Genomic DNA, 20,114 nt, shown 5'->3' on the forward strand with positions numbered 1-20,114 from the left:
TTGGTTAACACAAAACATAGAGGACGTGTCATCTTATGAAAACAAAAGATCTTACATTTATTGCGTTAGGTGCTGCCATCATTTCTGCGGTCAGTCTGTTGCCGCAACTTCAACTCGTCGGTCCTGTGCCGATCACACTGCAAATGCTGGCTATCATGACGGTCAGCGCCATTCTCGGCGCGAAACGCGGCGGACTGGCTGTCCTGGTTTTCTTATTGCTTGCCGCTGCCGGTCTTCCATTGCTCGGTGGAAAAGGAGGACTTGCCCCGTTCGTCGGTCCAACTGTCGGTTATCTGATTGCTTTTCCGATTGCCGGCTTCTTCATCGGTCTGGTCGCTGAAAAGACCCGCCGTTTCCTGCCGTTGTTCATCGGGATGATTGTGTTTGGACTTGGTCTTGTCTATGTCCTTGGTACATTCGGATTAATGCTGGTTCTCCACCTTTCCTTCATGGATGCCCTCGTCATCAACACACCGTTTATTTTGGGGGATATCCTGAAAGCATTGCTTGCAACGACAATCGCGGTTCGACTGCTTCCGCTCCGGTTGTTCCGTGTCGCTTAAACAAAAAAAAACAACGCTGACGAAATCGTCAGCGTTGTTTTTCATTCTCTTTAAGCATGTTCAAGCACGAAGTATTTCTTTTTCCCACGACGGATAATTGTAAAATCACCGATCGCATCTTGTTTTGTAATCTCTTTTGTTAATTCTTGTTCGCGATCGCCATTGATGTAAATCGCACCGTTCGTTACATCTTCACGTGCTTGACGTTTTGACGGGCTGATTTTGGCTTCGACAAGGATATCGACCAGATTCGTGGCTTCACCGAGTGTGAAACGCGGCATTCCTTTAAAGGCATCCGCAATATCTTCTGCTTTCAACGATTTGATTTCCCCGCTGAAAAGTGCTTTTGTAATCCGTTCCGATTGTTCAAGCGCCTCTGCTCCGTGAACCAGAACTGTCATCTCTTCAGCCAACCGGCGTTGCGCGACACGTTTTTCCGGTGCCGTTTCGACTTCCTGTTGGAGCGCATTGATTTCGTCAGGCGTCAAGAACGTAAAGTATTTTAAGAACTTGATGACATCAAGGTCATCGACATTGAACCAGAACTGGTAAAATTCGTATGGTGTCGTTTTATCGGCATCGAGCCAGACCGCTCCGCCGGCTGTTTTCCCGAACTTCTGTCCATCCGATTTCGTCACAAGCGGTACGGTAATCCCGAATGCCTTTTGATCGTGACCGACACGGCGGATCAATTCCATTCCAGCTGTGATGTTCCCCCACTGATCACTTCCGCCGACCTGCAGGCGGCATCCTTCATTTTCGTACAGCTTCAGGAAATCGAATGACTGAAGCAACATGTAAGAAAACTCCGTGAATGAAATCCCGTTTTGCAGACGCGAGTCAACGGAATCTTTCGCGAGCATGTAGCTGATTGGGAAGTGTTTTCCGATATCACGCAAGAAATCAATGATCGTCAAATCCTTTGTCCAATCGAGATTGTTCGTAATCGTCACCGGATTTTCACCATCAAGCGGCAAAAAGCGGGATAACTGCCCTTTAATCCGGTTGGCAAATTCTTCAACGATATCCGATGTATTTAATGAACGTTCCGTCGAACGACCGCTTGGATCCCCAATCATTCCTGTTGCTCCGCCGACTAACCCAATCGCATGATGTCCTGCTTCCTGGAAGCGTCGCAAGACAAGAATCGGCAATAAATGTCCGATGTGGAGCGAATCGGCTGTCGGATCGAATCCTGTGTAAAGTGTCGTCGGACTGGAAAGTAACTCCTTAATTCCTTCTTCATCCGTCATCTGGCTGATCAATCCGCGAAACTCTAAATCTTCAAGTAACGTCATTTGTCTTCCCCCTAAAATAGTCTAAAAAAAAACCGTCCCCTCGTCTGAAACGAAGGGACGGAATATTCCGTGGTACCACCCTAATTGCATGAACATCATGCCACTTAGATTGCCGATAACGGGGCAGTCCGCTTGATTTCTCAAGAAGCTCATGGAAGCGTAATTCATGAAGCGCTATGTCCTAGTTCGCAGCACCACTAGGTCTCTGATACAGGGAGCGGTTCATTACTTTTTTCCAATCACAGCTGATTTTACTATACATTTGATGAAGATGTTTCCATGATACGTTGAAGCAGAATCCACTGTCAAGCCATTTTCTAATACTTCAGTTATGGTATAATACGTCTATCTGTGATTTAATGTTAATTTACACCCAAGTTTAAGATGTAAAGGAGATCATTTATGCGCGAGAACTGGTTCAAGTTTTGGAATCATCCCCGGACGAAAGCCGTTCGGCACTGGTCAAATATCACATATGATGTGTCTTGGAACATCATTTTATTCCTCATTATAGGGGTCCTGTTGGTCGGAAGTTTTTCGGTCGGAGCAGCTGGCGGCTATTTCGCCTCGCTCGTCAAAGATACAAAAGCACCGAAACTGGCAGAAATGAAACAACAAGTAAACAGTTATGCCGTTACGAGTGAAATCTACTGGGGAAGTGGCGAAAAGCTGACGAATATCGCCACAGACGAAGAACGTCAACCTGTCAATATCAAAGAAATTTCGCCTTATTTGCTCGATGCTGTTTTATCGACGGAAGATGTTGATTTCTATGAGCACGATGGAGTCGTTCCAAAAGCCACTTTACGTGCCGTCTTACAAGAATTGACGAACTCGTCTTCTCGGACGGGCGGAAGTACGTTAACACAACAATTGATCAAAAACCAAATTTTGACGAATGAAGTATCTTTTGAAAGAAAAGCGAAAGAAATCATTTTGGCACTTCGTCTCGAAAATGCAATGACTAAAGATGAAATTCTTCAAGCATATCTGAACGTCGTTTCATTCGGACGGAATTCACTCGGGCGAAATATCGCCGGAATCGAAGCTGCGTCACGCGGTGTATTTAATAAACCTGCTAAAAAACTGACGTTACCGCAAGCGGCATTCTTGGCCGGTATTCCAAAAAACCCTTACTACTATACGCCTTACCTTCAAGGTGGGGTCGTCAAAAAAGATTTGACGCCGAGTACCAATCGGATGAAAACCGTCTTGAAGCGGATGTATGTCGCAAAAAACATTACAAAAGCCCAATATGAGAAAGCTGTCAAATACGATATTACAAAGGACTTTGCCAAAACATCAAAACGTTCCCGCGATACGTATCCTTACGTCTATGATTTAGCCGAAAAAGAAGCGCTTAAAATCATGACCAGCTACTTCATGAAACAGGACGGGATTAAAGAGGATGAAGTCAAACCTTCTGAACTGGCCGAAGTCAAAGCCAACTACCGGGATCAGGCGATGATCGCCATGAAACAAGGTGGATATAAAATTCATTTGACGCTCGATAAAAAGATTCACGAAGCAATGCAGACACCGGCTAAAAATGCGGCCAACTTCCCAAGTGCGCCGCAATACAAACAAGTCGTTAATCCAAAAACGAAAAAGACCGTCACGAAAAAAGATCCGGAAGAGACCGCTGCGGTCATGGTTCAAAATGAAACCGGCCGGATACTGGGATTTGTCGGCGGACGTTACACGGATGGAACAGCGGATGACTTTAACCGCGCTTTCCAGGCGAAACGCCAGATCGGTTCGACTGCTAAACCGATTCTTGTTTATTCAAACGGAATTGAAAACGGCTTGATCACACCGGCATCCACCATTAATGATGAAGAATATTATTACCAGACCGTTCCGCGTCAACCCGGTGATAACCCGATTAATAACGAAGGCGGACGTTACCGCGGAAACGTTACTGTCCGGGAAGCGCTGGAACTCTCGCTTAACGTTCCTGCCGTTAAAACGTATGAAAAGATGAACATGTCGAACTCGATTCAAAAATTAGTGGATATGGGAATTGAAATTCCCGATAACATCCGCTATGCACCATCTGCCGCGTTAGGAACGATGGAAATCACACCGGTCGAATTGGCCGGCGCCTATGCGACACTTGCCAACTACGGGCAATACGTCAAACCGTATGTCATCTCGAAGATTACGAAAGACGGCAAAAACATCTATAAAGCAAAATCAAAGAAAAAACGGATTTATCAAGATCGGACGGCTTATTTAACGCTTGATATGATGCGGGGCGTCTTCGATAAAGGAACGGCACAATATGCCAATTCATTACTCAAAGTCCCTGGCGATTGGGCAGGTAAAACCGGAACGACTAACGAAATCAAAGACTCGTACCTGGTTGGTTCAACACCCGGCGTCACACTTGCCGTTTGGACAGGACATGACCAAAACAACTCTCTGATGGGTGCGACGACGTACTATCAACGGACACAAAATCTTTGGGCTCAAATGGCCAATCTGACGTATAATGCAAACAGCAGTTACTTCAAGTCAGGTGCCCGATTCAATCAACCAGCCTCTGTCAGTGCCGACGACTTCAAAAACACGGGTCGGTTTAAAGAGGAAGATCAAAAGAAAAAAGCGGAAGAAGCGAAGAAAAAAGCGGAAGCAGAAAAGAAAAAACAAGCGGAACAAGATAAAAAGAAAGCAGATGAAGCAAAAGCCAAAGCCGACGCTGATGCGAAACAGAAAGCGGACGACTCAAAAGCCAAAGCTGATGCTGACGCCAAACGTAAAGCCGATGAAGCAAAAGCCAAGGCTGATGCTGACGCCAAACGTAAAGCCGATGAAGCAAAAGCCAAGGCCGATGCTGACGCCAAACGCAAAGCCGATGAAGCAAAAGCCAAGGCCGATGCTGACGCCAAACGTAAAGCGGACGAAGCAAAAGCCAAGGCCGATGCTGACGCCAAACGTAAAGCCGATGAAGCAAAAGCCAAGGCTGATGCAAAAAAGAAAGCCGATGAGAATCGGAAAAATGCAGAGTAATCCGAGTTCTGTCACTCAAACACCGACCCTAAAAGAGTCGGTGTTTTTTTAGGTTTCCTTTTAAAATCCAAAAACAAGACCACCTACTTCCGATTTCTTCGGAAATAGATGGTCTCGTTTTACGATGTCCTTTTAGTCTTCCATTGTCGAAAGATCTCCCGTTTCGAGATTCAGCTCCCACGCTTTTAAAACACGACGCATGATTTTACCACTACGTGTTTTTGGTAATTTATCGCGGAAATCAATTTCACGCGGAGCAGCATGTGCGGCTAATCCTTCTTTGACAAACTTTTGAATTTCTTGTTTGAGCTCTTCCGTCGGCTCATAACCGTCTCTCAGCGAAATGAAGGCTTTAATGATTTCACCGCGAACCGGATCCGGTTTCCCGATGACACCCGCTTCTGCAACAGCCGGATGCTCGACTAAGCGGCTTTCCACTTCGAATGGTCCAACACGTTCTCCGGCAGTCATGATGACATCATCGACACGCCCCTGGAACCAGAAGTATCCTTCATCGTCCATATAGGCCGAGTCCCCTGATACATACCACCCTTTAAAGAAATACGACTCGTACTTTTGCGGATTGTTCCAAATTTGGCGCATCATCGACGGCCAAGGTGTTTTTAAGGCCAAATTTCCCATCCGGAACGGAGGTAACTCATTTCCTTGATCATCTACAATCGCCGCTTTTGTTCCCGGAATCGGTTTCCCCATCGATCCCGGTTTGATATCCATGGATTTGTAGTTACAGATCATCATGGCCCCTGTCTCCGTCATCCACCACGTATCATGAATCCGTTGATCAAAAGCTTCTTTCCCCCAGCGGATGACTTCCGGATTAAGAGGTTCCCCGACAGAAAGGACATGCCGTAAACTGGACAAATCATGCGTATTGGCGACTTCCGCCCCTGCTCCCATCAGCATTCGGAAAGCGGTTGGTGCGCTGTACCACACAGTTACTTTATATTTCTCGATGACACTGTACCAGAAGTCCGGGTTAAAGCGACCGCCTACGACAACATTCGTCGCACCGTTCAAGAAAGGTGCAAAGATACCGTAGCTTGTCCCCGTGACCCATCCCGGATCTGCCGTACACCAGTAGACGTCGTCTTCCTGTAGATCAAGCACCCATCGTCCTGTCATCATATGTTGGATCATGGCATTTTGAACATGTAAAACGCCTTTCGGTTTCCCCGTCGAACCCGATGTATAATGAAGAATCAAACCATCTTCCCGGTCCAGCCAGACAGGCTCAAACGATTCAGACGCGTGTTGGAACGCTTGTCGGAAGTCCTTGATTTTATCGTCTTCCTCGACGTCTTCATCAACCAGGAAAATCTGTTCGAGTGATGTCAGCTCATCAACAGGAACACGCGGCAATAAGGTTTTTGTCGTAATCAGCATTTTTGCTTCCGAATCCAGCAGACGATCCCGGACTGCCTGCTCCATGAAGGCTTCGAATAGTGGACCGACAATCGCGCCGACTTTCAAGGCACCGAGTAAGGCAAAATACAATTCCGGTGAACGTGGCATGAAAATGAAAATCCGGTCTCCCGCTTCGATTCCTGCGTCTTTCAGGACGTTCGCCGCTTTATTCGTCAGTCGTTTCATATCGGCATACGTAAACGTATGTTCCGTTGTCCCGTCAAAATAAATCAATGCCGTCTTATTAGCACGTTCACCTTCTGCATGACGATCGATTGCTTCGTAGGCCATATTGACTTTCCCCGTCGTCGACCACGAAAAATACTGTTCCGCTTCTTGCCAATCATATGAATCTGAACCATCATATTCGGATAACCAATGCTTCCCCGGAAGCGCTTTCAAAACTTTCATGTCTCGTTCCTCCCCTTCGCTGTTCTCTCCTACATTATAAGCTAGTTATCGTGTAGTTCAATCCATTTGCCGTCAATTTGTTAAAAAATCCCTCTCTTTCTTTTGCTGCTTTCGATTATAATGAACAAGAAGGTGGTGACGCTTACATGTTTGAAAAACAATTCAATCATCGTACTCATGAAACATCGCTTGGTCCGGTAGAAATCGAAGGACCAGTCACAAGCCAGATCCTTGCTACTTACACACTCGATCCCGGGCTGACAGCTTTTCGACAACCAGCGGAGCAACACGAAGCACTCGTTGAGATCGCTGCGCTGGAAGAAGGACGCATCATCATCGCCCGACAAGGAAATGATATCATCGGCTACGTAACATTCCTGTATCCCGATCCTTATGAGACATGGAGCGAAGGGAACAATCCGTATATTTTAGAACTGGGTGCCATCGAAGTGGCAGCCCGTTTTCGGGGACAACAAATCGGTAAGAAACTCCTCGAAGTTTCGATGCTCGATCCGGCGATGGAACATTATTTGATTTTAACGACAGAATATTATTGGCACTGGGATTTAAAAGGAAGTGGTTTATCCGTTTGGGACTACCGCAAAATCATGGAAAAGATGATGAATCACGGTGGTTTGGTGTTTTTCCCGACGGACGATCCAGAAATCGCCTCGCATCCTGCCAATTGTTTAATGGCACGGATCGGTAAACATGTCGCACCTGAAGTCGTAGCGCATTTCGATGCCTTACGGCTCCGCCGTCGCTTCATGTACGATTAAGGAGGGATCGCATGTTAATCGAACAAATCATGAAGACACACTGTATCACCATCCAACCTACGAATTCAATTGCTCATGCGGCTGAGTTGATGCGCCGTCACAAAATCCGTCACTTGCCTGTGACGAACGCCCGTCAGGAACTGCTTGGGCTGATTGGTCTTCAGGAGATGCAAAGCGCAAGCAGCGTCTTTCACCCGGAAACTTTTTTGAAGGATCAGCAAAATGCCGTTTCAAGCATCATGCAACGAACACCCATCACCGCTCACCCTCTTGATTTCATCGAAGATGCGGCTGTCTTATTTTACGAACACCGTCTCTCCTGTCTTCCGATTGTGCGGGGACGAAGATTGGTCGGTTTAGTGACAGAGACGGATTTGTTACGGACATTCGTCCAATTGACTGGTGCCCTTGAACCGAGTTCCCAAATCGAAGTCCGCGTCGAAAATACGGCAGGAACACTTGCTAAAATTGCCGGACTCCTGGCGAAAACAAACGTCAACATCCTAAACGTCCTGGTCTATCCGACAAATGATCCGTACGTCCGAATCGTCGCTTTTCGTGTCCAAACAATGAATCCGATCCGCGTTATCGAAAAATTACGAAAGGAAGGATTCGACGTCGTCGGTCCTGACATGAGCCGATGAAGGAGTTTGCTTATCTTTACAGCCCGGAAGAGGCCGCCTACCGGTTCTCTGACTCCCATCCGTTTAATCCGATCCGACTCGAATTGACCTTGTCGCTGTTGGAAGCAACCGGTGCTCTCGAGACCGTCGACTGCATCGTCCCCCGTCCGGCAACCGACGAGGAATTGTCACTGATACACGATGCGGACTACATACAGGCGGTGAAACTCGCAGGACACGGCGAACTTTCTCCGATGAAGGCGCAAATGTACGGATTAGGGACTGAGGATACCCCGCTGTTTGACCAGATGCATGAGAGTGCGGCCCTGCTCGTCGGCGGAACGATTGAAGCATGTGATCTTGTCCTGTCCGGCCAATACCGCCGAACGTTTCATATCGGAGGCGGATTGCATCACGGTTTCCGCGGACGTGCTTCCGGCTTTTGTATTTACAACGATACCGCCGTTGCAATGGCGGCCATGATTCAAAAATACGATTGCCGGATTTTATATGTCGACACCGATGCCCACCACGGCGACGGCGTTCAGTGGGCTTTTTACAACCGGGCGGATGTCATGACGTTATCGCTTCACGAAACCGGACGTTATTTGTTTCCCGGAACCGGCATGGTGACGGAACGCGGCGCAGAGGAAGGCTACGGCTGGAGCTGGAATGTTCCGTTTGACGCCTTTACAGAAGATGATTCTTTTTTGCAGGCTTACCGGACTGTTTTGTTCGAAGCATGCGAACTCTTTAAACCGGATCTCATCATTACTCAAAACGGTGCAGATGCACATGCGCTTGATCCCTTGACCCATCTATCGTTGACGATGAAAAGTTACGAACAGATTCCTCAAATCGCTGTCGAGGCGGCCAACCGTTATACAGACGGCCGCATTGTTGCTTTAGGCGGTGGCGGGTACGACTGGTACCGTGTCGTTCCACGTGCCTGGAGCCAGGTCTTTGCCGCTTTGACGAATCAATCGCCTTTTCAGGGGGATCTTCCGAAAGAGTGGATCAAACGGTGGCAAAAAGAAAGCCCTAACGTTCCAATGACATGGTCCGATCCTGTCCCGCTGTATCCGGTGATTCCCCGCCGACCAGAGATCGAAGAAAAAAACTGGGAGACCGTCAAACGATTGCTTTGGCCGTTTGTCGACGATTCGAAAAAAGAACACTTATCGTTCTCCTCCCCTTATTCGAACGACTAAAAATGTCTTGTTCTTTTCACAATTACTTCGTGGGGACTTCACAAGTTCTTGTTATACTGAATAAGCTTTCATTACTTTATTTAGTAAACAAAAATTGGGGGAATCCGTGTTGAAGAAAAAATCAGTAGGCTTCATGGGGATGTTCTTCGCGACCGGACTTTTACTTGCCGGATGTGCGAATGACAAACAGGCGATGGATCACGATACCATGCAAGGTTCCGAAAAAAAACCAGTCGATGTCACTGTCAATGTGCCAGCGAAAACGATGGAAAATCAAAAGGTGGTTTTCCAAGCGACAGCACTCGAAAATAAGAAAGCTGTTAATCTGGAAAACGTAGCCTTTGAAGTCTGGAAATCAGATGAAAAAGAAGCGGTTCATCAAAAATTCAAAGCAGCCTTAAAAAAGACCGGTACTTATCAAGCAGAAGCCAAGCTTGCTGAAGGCGAATACGAAGGTCTTTATCACATCAATGATAAGAATGGACTTCATCATATGGATAAAATCTCATTCGTCGTCATGGATCACTCCCATGAAGACACAAAAAAAGACACGACGGAACAGGCACATGAGCATGCGACCGTCGAAGGACTGTCTGTTCATTACATGGGTGCTAAAACAATGAAAGCCGGGGCCAAGCTACCTGTCTCCTTTCATGTCTTCCTAAACGGCAAACCGCTCCAGGCAGATGTTCAAATCGAAGTCATCGAGCCCGGTGTCGAAAAACATACGTATCTGCCGCTCACTAAAAAATCAGATCAATACGTAGGGGAAGTTTCGTTAACACATCCAGGCAAGACCATCATCCGACTTCATGTCGAGAACGATCAATTACATCATCATCAGGATCAAACGATTTTAGTTAAATGATCAACAAAAAAAGTCTGTCCTTTTCCGAATGGAGAAAGGACAGACTTTTTTAAATCAAGAACGTGTTGAATCACGTTGTTCGATCCGGTGTGGTAACGTCACATCATTTGTCTCGATTTCTTCTTTATTGAGGATTTTCGTCAATAAACGCATCGACACTGCACCGATATCATACATCGGTTGTACGACTGTCGTCAGCTTTGGACGAATCATCGTCGCAAGACGCGTGTTATCATGTCCGATGACTTCGAAGTCTTCCGGCACTTGGTGGCCGGCATCTTGCAGAGCGTGAATGACACCAAGTGCCATTTCATCTGTTCCCGCAAAAATCGCACGCGGACAAGCATCCCCGAGTTCAAGTAATTGGTTCATCGCCTTCATGCCTGAATCATACGTATAGTTCCCAAGGACGACGTTTTGCTCATCGAACGGCAGATTGGCTTCTTCCAGGGCACTGCGGTAACCAGCAAATTTCTTTTCGCCATTAATCTGTTGTTCCAACGGTCCGGTAATGAAGCCGATGCGTTTATGGCCATTGTCAATCAACGATTTGACCGCATCATGTGCAGCACTCTCATAATCAATATTAACGGCCGGAAGATCATACTCTTGATTTAAAGTAGCCGCCAACACGATTGGAACAGGCGATGTTTTGAATTCACGGACAAGATCTTCATGAAGACGTCCACCCATGAAAATAATGCCGTCGACTTGTTTTCCAAGCAACGTATTCAACAGGTGAATCTCTTTTTCCGGGTTTTGATCCGAGTTACACAAGATGATGTTGTACTTATACATTGTCGCAACGTCTTCGATTCCGCGTGCCAAATCCGCAAAAAAGATGTTCGAGATATCCGGTACGATAACACCGACAGTTGTCGTTTTCTTACTGGCAAGACCTCGTGCCACCGCATTCGGACGATATCCGAGCTGATCGATGGCATCCTGTACTTTTTTTCGCGTCGATGGTTTGACGTTCGGATTTCCATTCACTACACGTGAGACAGTCGCCATGGAGACGGCGGCTTCCCGGGCGACATCATAAATCGTTATATTACTGTTCAAAACAAATTCCTCCTTATTTTAGACAATCATTTTGTTTTCATTCTTGTTTTCATTTTTAGGCAACACGAAAGGAAGACAGGAAAAGATATCTTTCTTTTCCCATTCTTCCCTCATTGTAAAACGTTTTCATTCGCTAAAGAACAGCCTTTTTAGAAAATCATTGAACGTTTAGTGCCGGAAAAGTAGAAGTCAGATTCTCGATGAACGAATCGAACTCATTAAAATCTAGTTGTTGGTTCGCATCCGACAACGCAAGCGCCGGAAACGGATGGACTTCTACCATCACCGCGTCTGCCCCAATGGCGTAAGCTGCTTTAGCAGTCGGAAGAAGTAAATCTTTGCGCCCTGTTGAATGAGTCACATCCACCATGACCGGAAGATGTGTTTCTTGTTTCAGGATTGGCACGGCAGAGATATCAAGTGTATTGCGGGTCGCCCGTTCATATGTCCGGATACCGCGTTCGCACAAGATCACCTGTTCGTTACCGCTTGCCATGATGTATTCCGCAGCGTACATGAACTCTTCTAGTGTGGCCGATAAGCCCCGCTTCAACAGAACCGGCTTGTTTGTCCGCCCTACTTCCTTCAATAAATCGAAGTTTTGCATGTTGCGGGCACCGACTTGAATGATGTCGACGTAAGGTAAGGCTGATTCGACCGCACTCGGTGTCATGATTTCAGTGATGACATGAAGACCATGTGCATCTGCTGCTTTTTTCAACATTTTTAATCCATCTAATCCAAGACCTTGGAAATCATATGGTGATGTCCGTGGTTTGTAAGCACCGCCGCGCATGAATCGAACACCATGCTTCGCCAGTTGCTCTGCCACCTCAAAGACCTGTTCTTCACTTTCGACCGCACATGGACCGGCAATCAATTGTTGGGAACCGTCACCAATCACATCATCCCCGATCCGAATGATTGTATTCGTCGGTTTTTGTTTTCGCGAGACCAACAGTTTCCGGGTCCGATCTTCTCCTTGAAGTTCAAGAGAGGCTTTGAAAATCTCTTTAAATACGTGCTGTAGGCGTCCTGTTTCAAATGGACCATGATTGCTCGCTGCAATCGATTCAAGCATCTGACGTTCACGGACCGGGTCATACCGATCAATCCCCTGGGCACGTTTGACTTTACCGATTTCAACCGCTATTTCCCCTCGCTTATTAATTAACGCCAGCAACTCAGCGTTCACTAAATCAAGTTCATCCCGTAAACGTTTCAATTCTGCATGTTGATCCATTGTCCTACCACTCCCTAATCAGCATATAGCTCGTAATAGCAACTAATTATAGCGAACTCTTTTGCAATTGTATACAAAGAAAGCGTACTCCCCGTCAAAAGTCGGAAAGTACACTTTGATTTTTTATTTTTTTGGTTTCTTTTCATGACTGAGTTTAGATTGTGGATCATTTTCATGATCGTCCTCTGTATCGTCTTCTGCGACTTCTTCTCCCTGCTCATCTGCAAGTTTTTCACGGAATTCCGACAGCTCAGCGACTGTTTCTGTATCAAGTTCCTCTGCAACCGACGCACCGTCCACTTCGTCGCCGATTTCACGTTCGATGTCACGAACCAGTTGTTCCGCCTCAGCAAGTGCTGCATCGATGCTTGATTGGTCTTTTTCAAAACCAGCATATTGTGCCGCTTCTTGAACAGTAGGGTTTTTCTTTGCTTTTTCAATGACAGGTGCTGCTTTGTCTTTTGCTAATTGAATCCATTCTCCTACGAGTGGTTCTGCCTTTTCACGAACGACTTGTGTTTGTTCGTTTAAACGTTGGCGTGCTGGCGCTGTCCGCTCATCGAGCATTCCGCGCATTTCACGACCTGATTTCGGACTTGATAATAAGGCCGCTGCTGCGCCGATCAATCCACCGACGATGATACCTGCGAGGAATCCGCCACCTTTAGAAGTATCTTGTGTTTGGTATGGATGTTGTTTTGTCATTATGAACGATCTCCCTTCAACTCATCTGGAATACTCTCTACATCCGGGACAGAAACGACCTCCGGTGTGACAGGTGTTTCTGCTTTTTTACGGAAGCGGCGACGTGGTTTCTTTTCGACTGTCGTTGTAGCCGTTGTCGAAGATGAAACGTCTTGTCCTGGTTCAGGTTTATTTTTCTTAAAGAGTTCAACCGCGACTGATCCCCAACGGACAGCTTGCGCGATCTGTTCTTTGTTTGTATCGGCAGCACCTGCAACCGTGTCAGATACAGTTCGAACTGAATCTGTTACTTTATTGAGCGATGTTCCGAGTTCCTCGATTGAGTTCGCAACCGGTGCAAGCAATTCTGTTTTTTCTTCAATCGTATCGACAAGACGGTTCGTTTTGTGTAACAACGCTGTCGTCTCCATCATGATGCCGTCTAATTGACGTTCGAGCCCTGCTGTCGTATCTGCTACGTTGTTAAGTGTCTTACCTGCTGCGCTCAAGACGCGTGCGAGGAAGATGACGAGTACTACGAATGCAATCGCAGCAACCAATCCGGCAATTCCGCCTAATGTAATTTCCATGGTTCGTGCCTCCAATTTCTTTTGCTAGTGTCTAGTTGGTAGTTCGACGTAGAAGTAATGGTTCCTGCTACTCCAAATGGTTTATTTCCGTTACAATGATAAATGAAACCTACATACATCATTTTGAGGAGGAACTTTTCATGCGTGACCCACGTCTAACACAACTCGCAACGAATCTTATCAATTATTCAGTAGCACTTGCTCCTGGTGAAAAAGTCTTGATCGAGAATTTCGGAATCGAACGTGAACTTGTCGAAGCACTCGTTGATGCCGCTTATGAAGCCGGTGGTCTTCCATTCGTCCTCTTAAAAGATAACCGCGTATTACGGAAATTGTACCGCAATGCGTCGGAAGAACAACTTCAGTTGATGGCGGACATCGAACAAAAACAAATGCAGGCGATGGATGCTTATATCGGCCTACGTGCTGGAGATAACATCAACGAACTGTCTGACGTCCCGTCTGACAAAATGAAGCTGTACGGTAAAACGCTCGGTAAGATGCATACAGAAGATCGTGTCAAAGGCACGAAATGGGTCGTGTTACGCTTCCCGACGACTTCAATGGCGCAACTGGCAAACCAGTCAACAGAAGCTTTCGAAGACTTTTACTTTGATGTTTGTACGCTTGATTACGCTAAGATGGGTGACGCCATGACGCCGCTCGTCGATTTGATGAATAAAACCGATCGTGTTCGTCTCGTCGGACCCGGAACAGATCTTGCTTTCTCAATCAAGGACATCCCGGCCATTAAGTGTGCCGGTAATGCCAACATTCCGGATGGAGAAGTCTTCACCGCACCGGTCAAGGATTCGATTAACGGTACCATTTCTTACAATACACCTTCTCCTTATCAAGGATTTACCTTCGAAAACGTCAAACTGACGTTTAAAGACGGTAAAATCGTAGAAGCGACAGCAAACGATACGGAACGCATCAACCAAGTGTTTGATACAGATGCCGGAGCTCGTTTCGTCGGAGAATTCGCAATCGGTGTCAACCCGTTCATCCAACACCCGATGAAAGATATCTTGTTTGATGAAAAAATCGACGGCAGTTTCCATTTTACACCTGGTCAAGCATATGCTGAAGCGTATAACGGAAACGACTCATCCATTCACTGGGATTTGGTGAACATTCAACGTCCCGATTATGGTGGTGGAGAAATCTGGTTTGATGATGTCTTGATTCGTAAAGACGGTCGATTCGTTTTACCTGAACTCGACGTCTTGAATCCTGAAAACTTAAAATAAGTGAAAACGGATGGCTTATTCCACGTAGGATGAAGCCATCCGTTTTGTTTAAGTTATTTTTTTAATGTCGCGCGCAACATCCAAATTTGTTTCTCGATTTCTTTTGCCTGTGCCAGTAAATCATCTTCAACCGTTACGTCTTGCGATTCAAGATGAACGATTGCATCCAGCATTTCCTTACGAATCTGTTGGAAATCACTGATGACCGACTCCACCATTTCATCTGCCGATAAACCCGGTTTTGCTTCTTCAAGCGTTGTCTGCTCTAAATATTCCTTCAGCGTTGCAGAAGGCATTCCATTATTCATCAACAGACGTTCTGCTACGACATCATATTGTTCTGAAACCCAAGTGTATAATTCTTCAAGCTTTACATGTAACGTCAAGAAATCAGGACCTTTAATGTACCAGTGGTAGTTATGAAGTTTTACAAACAGCACGCCATAGTTTGCCACCTGCTGATTTAAAGCTGTCTTAGCATGATTACTAATCATTGTCGATTTCTCCTCTCATAAAAACTGTGTTTTGTTCTATTTCATCTTTATCCTTAAATAACAAAACTTAAACATGATTTCATGAGAGATTCTTCGAGCGTTTAGCGTTGTCCTTACTGAGACCGTTTCAATCCTTTGAGCATGTAACCGCCTTTGAAGTCGACTGAATCAAACGCGACAAGAAACGCTTTCGGTTCATATTCCTCGACCAAATTGCGCAATACTTTCATTCTTGTCCGGGCTGCCAGTACATCCAGTCGATAGCGAATTCCATCACGACCTTGACCTTGATAATGTGTGACTCCGAATCCGTTGTCCCGGATGACCTGAATCAACTCTGCCGGGAAGTCCTGTGTATGCACTTGAATCATATTGTATCCGATTGCCAGCTTCCGTTCGACGAATCCTCCGATCAGAATTCCAAGCCCGAATCCAAGGGCGTAGACAATCATGCCGGCTGTTGTCAAGTCACGGAATACGATTCCGAGCGCAAAGATATAAATCAACGTTTCAACCGTTCCTAACACACCTGCAATGATAGTTCTTCCTTTGACGAGCATGATGGTACGTAGTGTCAAAACAGGTACGTAAATCAGCTGTAACAGTAAGATGAGTAAAATTTGTCCCATGACGTCTTTCCTTTCTAAATAACATACCCCCACTATTCCAAAAATCAATTCAAGATGCAATCAAAAATTTAACTGATTTCTCCTCAAACTCACTTCCACTTTTTTGTTTCACGAAACCGACAAAAAGACGCCGGCAAATGAATGCCGGCGCCTGTTCCTACTGATGGTATTACTTAGCGTTTTCGTACTGGTGTTGATACGTCTGAATGTCTCCTGCTCCCATAAAGAGCAACACGGCATTTTCATGTTTACGTAAAATCGATACATTGTCCCGCGTCAAAATATCAGATCCCGGCACTTTTTCTTGTAAATCTTCTACACGGACTTGCCCTTCTTGCTCACGTGCCGATCCAAAGATTTCACACAGATAAGTAGCATCCGCCTCACGTAACGATGTCGCAAAATCATCCATGAATGACTTTAAGCGGGTATACGTATGCGGTTGGAAAATCGCTACGACTTCACGATCCGGATATTTTTTGCGTGCCGATTCAATCGTCGCACTGATTTCTTTCGGGTGATGCGCGTAGTCGTCAACAAGGATTTGCGAACCGAAGTTTGTTTCGCTAAACCGACGTTTCACTCCGCCGAATGTAGACAAACGTGCAGCGACATCTTCTTTGTTCAATCCTTCATACTGGCAGATCGCAATGACAGACAACGCATTCAAGACATGGTGTCGACCAAAACCAGGAATCAGGAACGTCCCGTAAAAATCATCCCGGAGATAGACGTCAAATGATGTTCCGTCCGGCGTCGACGTCGCGTTTTCTGCACGGAAATCATTATTTTCTCCAAAACCATAATACAGAATCGGAACATTCGCCTGAAGGTTTTGCAGGTGCTCGTCATCTCCACAAGCAACGATTGCTTGTTTGACCTGCATCGCCATCTCTTGGAATGCCGAAACGACGTCGTCGATTCCCGTAAAGTAGTCAGAATGGTCAAAGTCAATGTTCGTCATGATGGCATAGTCCGGTTTGTAATATAAGAAGTGGCGTTTGTACTCGCACGCTTCAAAGACAAATGCTTTCGCTTCTGCCACACCGGCACCTGTTCCATCACCAATCAGAAATGCCGTTGGTGTAATTCCACTCAAGACGTGCGAGAGTAAACCAGTCGTCGATGTTTTACCATGTGATCCGGTAATCGCAACAGACCGATACTCATCTGCTAAATGTCCTAAGAAATCGTAATAGTGATAAATCGTCAAATCCAGTTCCTTTGCCCGAGCAATTTCTGGATGGTCATCCCCAAAAGCATTCCCTTGGATGATGACTTGATCTTCTTTAATGTTTTCCGCACTAAACGGGAAAAACGGAATTCCTTTTGCCCGTAAGGCATCCTCTGTAAAAATATGCTTGTCAATATCAGAACCTTGTACTTGATGATTCATTTCATGCAGTACTTGGGCGAGCGCACTCATCCCTGTTCCTTTGATCCCTACAAAATGATAATTTGTCATATATGAGCCCTCCAATTCACGTTCCGGTCCGTACCATCGGGCTTGGGTACAAAACCTGTACCATTATAGCAAACCGACTTATTTTTTACCATGTAAATTATTTTGTTCCCGACGTGCACGATACATCGCCATCAAGTCCTTTGTCGTCATCACGACGTTTACCGGCGGACCGACCGGCTTTTTGATTTGAATCGACTGGTTTGCCGTCGGTTCTGTTTCCACTGCAACTACTTGCTTCATTTCATCAACTGAAGCGTCGTCGGCAGAGAGCGGTTCTTCCGCCTGAGAATCCATGTGTACCACATCCGTTGAGGACGGAATGGTTTCTGTTTCTTCCTGTACCGTTTGATCTGCTACAGGAACCTCAGGAGTCAATTCGATTTGCGTTTCCACTGTTTCTTCTTTGTCGGTTTCTTCTGTAACTGTTTCTTCTACCGTATCTTCTTTGTCCGTTTCTTCTGCAACCGGATTTTCTGCTTCTTCAACTGCATCCTCTTCTTCAGGAAGAAGAGTTTCTGTTGACGCTTGTGCTTCGACTTGATCTTCGACTTGATCTTCGACAATATCCTGCGGCGAAGAATTTTCCTCAATCGACGGTTCCGGAACGAGAATCTCTGAATCTGTCATCGGTACTAAGCCAGCATCCGCTTCGGTTAGATCCGTCTGTTCCATCGTCTCGATCCGCGACTCTTCGTTCAATTCCTCTGTCTCATGTTCAAGCGACTCTTCTGATGACTTTTCCTCTTCATGTACACTTGAAACATCGACTTCAGATTCGTCCGAATGGATTTCCTCTTGGATCGACCGTTGCTTTTTAGGTCGTTGGAATCCGTAAATAGGCGATGGAACATCCGTCAACACGAATCGATCTTCACGTTCTTCTTTTTTAGGACGTTCGACGGGTTTCGTTTCTTTTTCGCCTGCCAGTTCACGTCGAATCCGTGCTGCTTGTTCCTTTAACGACTGCTCATAACGATTGCTCATTCCCTCACCCCTCCATCTTGTTAAAAAATCGGTCGAATTATCGACCGATTAAAAATGCTTCTCCCGTTTTCGCGGTATCTTCGAGTACAAGAATTCCTTTTTCCTGCGGTGCATCCGGCAATGCCAGTTCCCGGGCAGAACAAAGCATTCCGCTAGAAGCCACTCCACGTAAAGCGGACGGACGGATAATCAATCCGGACGGCATGACCGCACCCGGTTTAGCGACGACTACTTTTTGTCCGGCGGCAACATTAGGTGCCCCGCAGACGATTTGCAGTGTCTGACCATCCACCTCTACCTGACAAACCGACAGCTTGTCCGCATCTGGATGTTTTTCGGCAGATGCTACGAATCCGACGACGAATTTAGGTGAATAATCAATTTCACGTTCTTCAAAATCGATTCCATTTTCTCCTAGTACGCGTTGAATCGTTTCAACAAGTTCCGGTGTCAATTCGACCGGTCCTACAGCATTTAATTCAAACTGGTTTGATGCTTCGAAGATGTTATAGCCAATTACGTCTTCGCCATGGAAAATCGTTGCTACATCGCCTTTTCTTTCGGCAGTGATTTCAGCGCGGGGTGCATCTGCTAAGATGACCATCAAGACGTCTCCGACACCTTCTTTATTATAAAAAACATTCATGCAATCCATGACTCCCTTCAAACTTTCTCACAATGCCTATTGTAGCAGATTATTCAGCTTTTCGGATGCTTGTTTTTTGCAAGGACAAAGACAGGTTCGAGTCTGCCTTCTTCGTACATGAAAGGAAGTGCCGTTACCGGAACTCGTCCGTTCGTGAAGAAGTCAAACATCAATTGTTGCAGAACATCGTACCCCGCGTCGTTTCGAATGTCAGCAAAGATCAGCACGTCCTGATGCGGAATTCCGACAGCAAACTCTCCTGTCATTTTTTCAGCGTAATCGCTCAATAATTGTTTGTTCAAGACACGACTCGCTTCGTAGCCGTCACCCGTACTCAAGAAATAAAAGATATTCCCGGCCACTTCATCCATCTTAAACGGCGCTTCGAGTGACTTTAAATTGAACCGCGCTGCCTCTGACAAGTGTTCGGTCGTCCATCCTGCTTGATTCAACAATTCTTCGTCAATCAACCGGTACGTAGCCCCTAAATCAAGCGCGTACATGATTTTCGTTTCACCGGTATGTGGTGTACTGATGATTTTTTTGCCATCTTTCGTCTCATCGGCAAAAGATTTTGCCCGAATGACAGGGAAAACCTGTTGTTCATGACCAATCAGCGAAACCGGTTCTGTCTGTTCCAAAACGGCTTTAATGTATTCGATCGTCTCTTCGACCGCTATGACACCGCGACGCTTTGCTTTCGCTACAAGCGGATTCAATCCCAGATCGACTCCTGTCCGATCCTGTTTGCGTTCGATGCGGAGAACCGATTTTTCCCGATCGAAATACGTTGTATATTGAGTGGTATCAAATGCCTCCGTAACGAGGCGGCGAATTTGTTGTAGTTCCATGAATCCATTTCATCCTTTCC

The 20,114-nt window shown here is 46.1% G+C and carries 19 protein-coding genes and 1 other annotated feature; of the genes, 7 read left to right on the top strand and 12 right to left on the bottom strand.

Annotation, left to right across the window (positions count from 1 at the left end; translation table 11 throughout):
* The first annotated feature begins 35 nt into the window (after positions 1-35).
* A complete protein-coding gene (locus tag R7V76_RS01180) occupies positions 36-563 on the top strand; it encodes a biotin transporter BioY (protein ID WP_318090992.1) in 528 nt (175 codons plus the stop codon).
* 50 nt (positions 564-613) lie between these two features.
* Here the strand turns inward: R7V76_RS01180 and tyrS are convergent, their stop codons facing one another.
* Positions 614-1,861, bottom strand: coding sequence for a tyrosine--tRNA ligase (tyrS, locus tag R7V76_RS01185; protein ID WP_318090993.1), 1,248 nt, complete (start codon positions 1,859-1,861; stop codon positions 614-616).
* A gap of 50 nt (positions 1,862-1,911) precedes the next feature.
* Positions 1,912-2,113, bottom strand: a binding site (T-box leader).
* Between the two features lie 150 nt (positions 2,114-2,263).
* On the opposite strand from tyrS, the gene R7V76_RS01190 reads away from it, so the two are divergent.
* Positions 2,264-4,873 (top strand): transglycosylase domain-containing protein, encoded by a 2,610-nt coding sequence (locus R7V76_RS01190; protein ID WP_318090994.1) that lies wholly within the window; start codon positions 2,264-2,266, stop codon positions 4,871-4,873.
* A 132-nt stretch (positions 4,874-5,005) separates the two neighbouring features.
* Here the strand turns inward: R7V76_RS01190 and acsA are convergent, their stop codons facing one another.
* Positions 5,006-6,709: an acetate--CoA ligase gene (gene acsA, locus R7V76_RS01195; protein ID WP_318090995.1), complete on the bottom strand. Its 1,704-nt coding sequence runs from the start codon at positions 6,707-6,709 to the stop codon at positions 5,006-5,008.
* 146 nt (positions 6,710-6,855) lie between these two features.
* Between acsA and R7V76_RS01200 the strand changes: the two genes are divergently transcribed.
* The 4 genes from R7V76_RS01200 (at position 6,856) to R7V76_RS01215 (ending at position 10,190) form a co-directional block, all read left to right on the top strand.
* The gene (locus R7V76_RS01200; RefSeq protein WP_214767128.1) at positions 6,856-7,488 is read left to right on the top strand and encodes a GNAT family N-acetyltransferase; all 633 of its coding nucleotides are present in this window, start codon (positions 6,856-6,858) and stop codon (positions 7,486-7,488) included.
* A gap of 11 nt (positions 7,489-7,499) precedes the next feature.
* Complete coding sequence (locus R7V76_RS01205; RefSeq protein WP_012371108.1) at positions 7,500-8,132, top strand: acetoin utilization AcuB family protein; 633 nt, start codon at positions 7,500-7,502, stop codon at positions 8,130-8,132.
* Positions 8,129-9,322: an acetoin utilization protein AcuC gene (locus R7V76_RS01210; protein WP_318090996.1), complete on the top strand. Its 1,194-nt coding sequence runs from the start codon at positions 8,129-8,131 to the stop codon at positions 9,320-9,322. Before R7V76_RS01205 ends, R7V76_RS01210 begins: the two co-directional genes overlap by 4 nt.
* A 106-nt stretch (positions 9,323-9,428) precedes the next feature.
* Positions 9,429-10,190, top strand: coding sequence for a FixH family protein (locus tag R7V76_RS01215; protein ID WP_318090997.1), 762 nt, complete (start codon positions 9,429-9,431; stop codon positions 10,188-10,190).
* A gap of 54 nt (positions 10,191-10,244) precedes the next feature.
* Here the strand turns inward: R7V76_RS01215 and ccpA are convergent, their stop codons facing one another.
* The 4 genes from ccpA to R7V76_RS01235 form a co-directional block, all read right to left on the bottom strand.
* Positions 10,245-11,255 carry a catabolite control protein A gene (gene ccpA, locus R7V76_RS01220; RefSeq protein WP_290827381.1) on the bottom strand — a complete coding sequence of 337 codons (1,011 nt, stop codon included), beginning with the start codon at positions 11,253-11,255 and terminating at the stop codon, positions 10,245-10,247.
* Between the two features lie 157 nt (positions 11,256-11,412).
* Positions 11,413-12,498 carry a bifunctional 3-deoxy-7-phosphoheptulonate synthase/chorismate mutase gene (locus tag R7V76_RS01225; protein WP_026827712.1) on the bottom strand — a complete coding sequence of 362 codons (1,086 nt, stop codon included), beginning with the start codon at positions 12,496-12,498 and terminating at the stop codon, positions 11,413-11,415.
* A 123-nt stretch (positions 12,499-12,621) separates the two neighbouring features.
* Positions 12,622-13,203, bottom strand: a complete 582-nt coding sequence (locus R7V76_RS01230; protein ID WP_318090998.1) for a YtxH domain-containing protein — start codon at positions 13,201-13,203, stop codon at positions 12,622-12,624.
* On the bottom strand, positions 13,203-13,772 hold the full coding sequence (locus tag R7V76_RS01235; RefSeq protein WP_318090999.1) for a DUF948 domain-containing protein: 570 nt from the start codon (positions 13,770-13,772) through the stop codon (positions 13,203-13,205). Before R7V76_RS01235 ends, R7V76_RS01230 begins: the two co-directional genes overlap by 1 nt.
* Positions 13,773-13,912: 140 nt before the next feature.
* On the opposite strand from R7V76_RS01235, the gene R7V76_RS01240 reads away from it, so the two are divergent.
* Positions 13,913-15,025: an aminopeptidase gene (locus R7V76_RS01240; RefSeq protein ID WP_318091000.1), complete on the top strand. Its 1,113-nt coding sequence runs from the start codon at positions 13,913-13,915 to the stop codon at positions 15,023-15,025.
* 53 nt (positions 15,026-15,078) lie between these two features.
* Here the strand turns inward: R7V76_RS01240 and R7V76_RS01245 are convergent, their stop codons facing one another.
* The 6 genes from R7V76_RS01245 to R7V76_RS01270 all read right to left on the bottom strand — a co-directional run bounded on the left by R7V76_RS01245 (position 15,079) and on the right by R7V76_RS01270 (position 20,094).
* On the bottom strand, positions 15,079-15,519 hold the full coding sequence (locus tag R7V76_RS01245; protein ID WP_026827708.1) for a Dps family protein: 441 nt from the start codon (positions 15,517-15,519) through the stop codon (positions 15,079-15,081).
* A gap of 113 nt (positions 15,520-15,632) precedes the next feature.
* Positions 15,633-16,148, bottom strand: a complete 516-nt coding sequence (locus R7V76_RS01250) for a DUF5698 domain-containing protein (protein ID WP_318091001.1) — start codon at positions 16,146-16,148, stop codon at positions 15,633-15,635.
* Positions 16,149-16,317: 169 nt separating this feature from the next.
* On the bottom strand, positions 16,318-17,613 hold the full coding sequence (gene murC, locus R7V76_RS01255; RefSeq protein ID WP_318091002.1) for a UDP-N-acetylmuramate--L-alanine ligase: 1,296 nt from the start codon (positions 17,611-17,613) through the stop codon (positions 16,318-16,320).
* A 78-nt stretch (positions 17,614-17,691) separates the two neighbouring features.
* Positions 17,692-18,597, bottom strand: a complete 906-nt coding sequence (locus R7V76_RS01260; RefSeq protein WP_318091003.1) for a hypothetical protein — start codon at positions 18,595-18,597, stop codon at positions 17,692-17,694.
* 37 nt (positions 18,598-18,634) lie between these two features.
* A complete protein-coding gene (gene ytpR / locus R7V76_RS01265; RefSeq protein WP_318091004.1) occupies positions 18,635-19,243 on the bottom strand; it encodes a YtpR family tRNA-binding protein in 609 nt (202 codons plus the stop codon).
* A gap of 53 nt (positions 19,244-19,296) precedes the next feature.
* Positions 19,297-20,094, bottom strand: a complete 798-nt coding sequence (locus tag R7V76_RS01270) for a DUF1444 domain-containing protein (protein ID WP_318091005.1) — start codon at positions 20,092-20,094, stop codon at positions 19,297-19,299.
* Positions 20,095-20,114 lie beyond the last annotated feature (20 nt).

The sequence above is a fragment of the Exiguobacterium artemiae genome (assembly GCF_033342815.1).
Lineage (GTDB): Bacteria > Bacillota > Bacilli > Exiguobacteriales > Exiguobacteriaceae > Exiguobacterium_A > Exiguobacterium_A artemiae_A.

What these genes read in the sequence shown, in the direction of transcription:
- R7V76_RS01180 (WP_318090992.1), top strand. Translation starts at nt 36, where the DNA reads ATGAAAACAAAAGATCTTACATTTATTGCGTTAGGTGCTGCCATCATT.
- tyrS (WP_318090993.1), bottom strand. Translation starts at nt 1,861, where the DNA reads ATGACGTTACTTGAAGATTTAGAGTTTCGCGGATTGATCAGCCAGATG.
- R7V76_RS01190 (WP_318090994.1), top strand. Translation starts at nt 2,264, where the DNA reads ATGCGCGAGAACTGGTTCAAGTTTTGGAATCATCCCCGGACGAAAGCC.
- acsA (WP_318090995.1), bottom strand. Translation starts at nt 6,709, where the DNA reads ATGAAAGTTTTGAAAGCGCTTCCGGGGAAGCATTGGTTATCCGAATAT.
- R7V76_RS01200 (WP_214767128.1), top strand. Translation starts at nt 6,856, where the DNA reads ATGTTTGAAAAACAATTCAATCATCGTACTCATGAAACATCGCTTGGT.
- R7V76_RS01205 (WP_012371108.1), top strand. Translation starts at nt 7,500, where the DNA reads ATGTTAATCGAACAAATCATGAAGACACACTGTATCACCATCCAACCT.
- R7V76_RS01210 (WP_318090996.1), top strand. Translation starts at nt 8,129, where the DNA reads ATGAAGGAGTTTGCTTATCTTTACAGCCCGGAAGAGGCCGCCTACCGG.
- R7V76_RS01225 (WP_026827712.1), bottom strand. Translation starts at nt 12,498, where the DNA reads ATGGATCAACATGCAGAATTGAAACGTTTACGGGATGAACTTGATTTA.
- R7V76_RS01230 (WP_318090998.1), bottom strand. Translation starts at nt 13,203, where the DNA reads ATGACAAAACAACATCCATACCAAACACAAGATACTTCTAAAGGTGGC.
- R7V76_RS01235 (WP_318090999.1), bottom strand. Translation starts at nt 13,772, where the DNA reads ATGGAAATTACATTAGGCGGAATTGCCGGATTGGTTGCTGCGATTGCA.
- R7V76_RS01240 (WP_318091000.1), top strand. Translation starts at nt 13,913, where the DNA reads ATGCGTGACCCACGTCTAACACAACTCGCAACGAATCTTATCAATTAT.
- R7V76_RS01245 (WP_026827708.1), bottom strand. Translation starts at nt 15,519, where the DNA reads ATGATTAGTAATCATGCTAAGACAGCTTTAAATCAGCAGGTGGCAAAC.
- R7V76_RS01250 (WP_318091001.1), bottom strand. Translation starts at nt 16,148, where the DNA reads ATGGGACAAATTTTACTCATCTTACTGTTACAGCTGATTTACGTACCT.
- murC (WP_318091002.1), bottom strand. Translation starts at nt 17,613, where the DNA reads ATGACAAATTATCATTTTGTAGGGATCAAAGGAACAGGGATGAGTGCG.
- R7V76_RS01260 (WP_318091003.1), bottom strand. Translation starts at nt 18,597, where the DNA reads ATGAGCAATCGTTATGAGCAGTCGTTAAAGGAACAAGCAGCACGGATT.
- ytpR (WP_318091004.1), bottom strand. Translation starts at nt 19,243, where the DNA reads ATGAATGTTTTTTATAATAAAGAAGGTGTCGGAGACGTCTTGATGGTC.
- R7V76_RS01270 (WP_318091005.1), bottom strand. Translation starts at nt 20,094, where the DNA reads ATGGAACTACAACAAATTCGCCGCCTCGTTACGGAGGCATTTGATACC.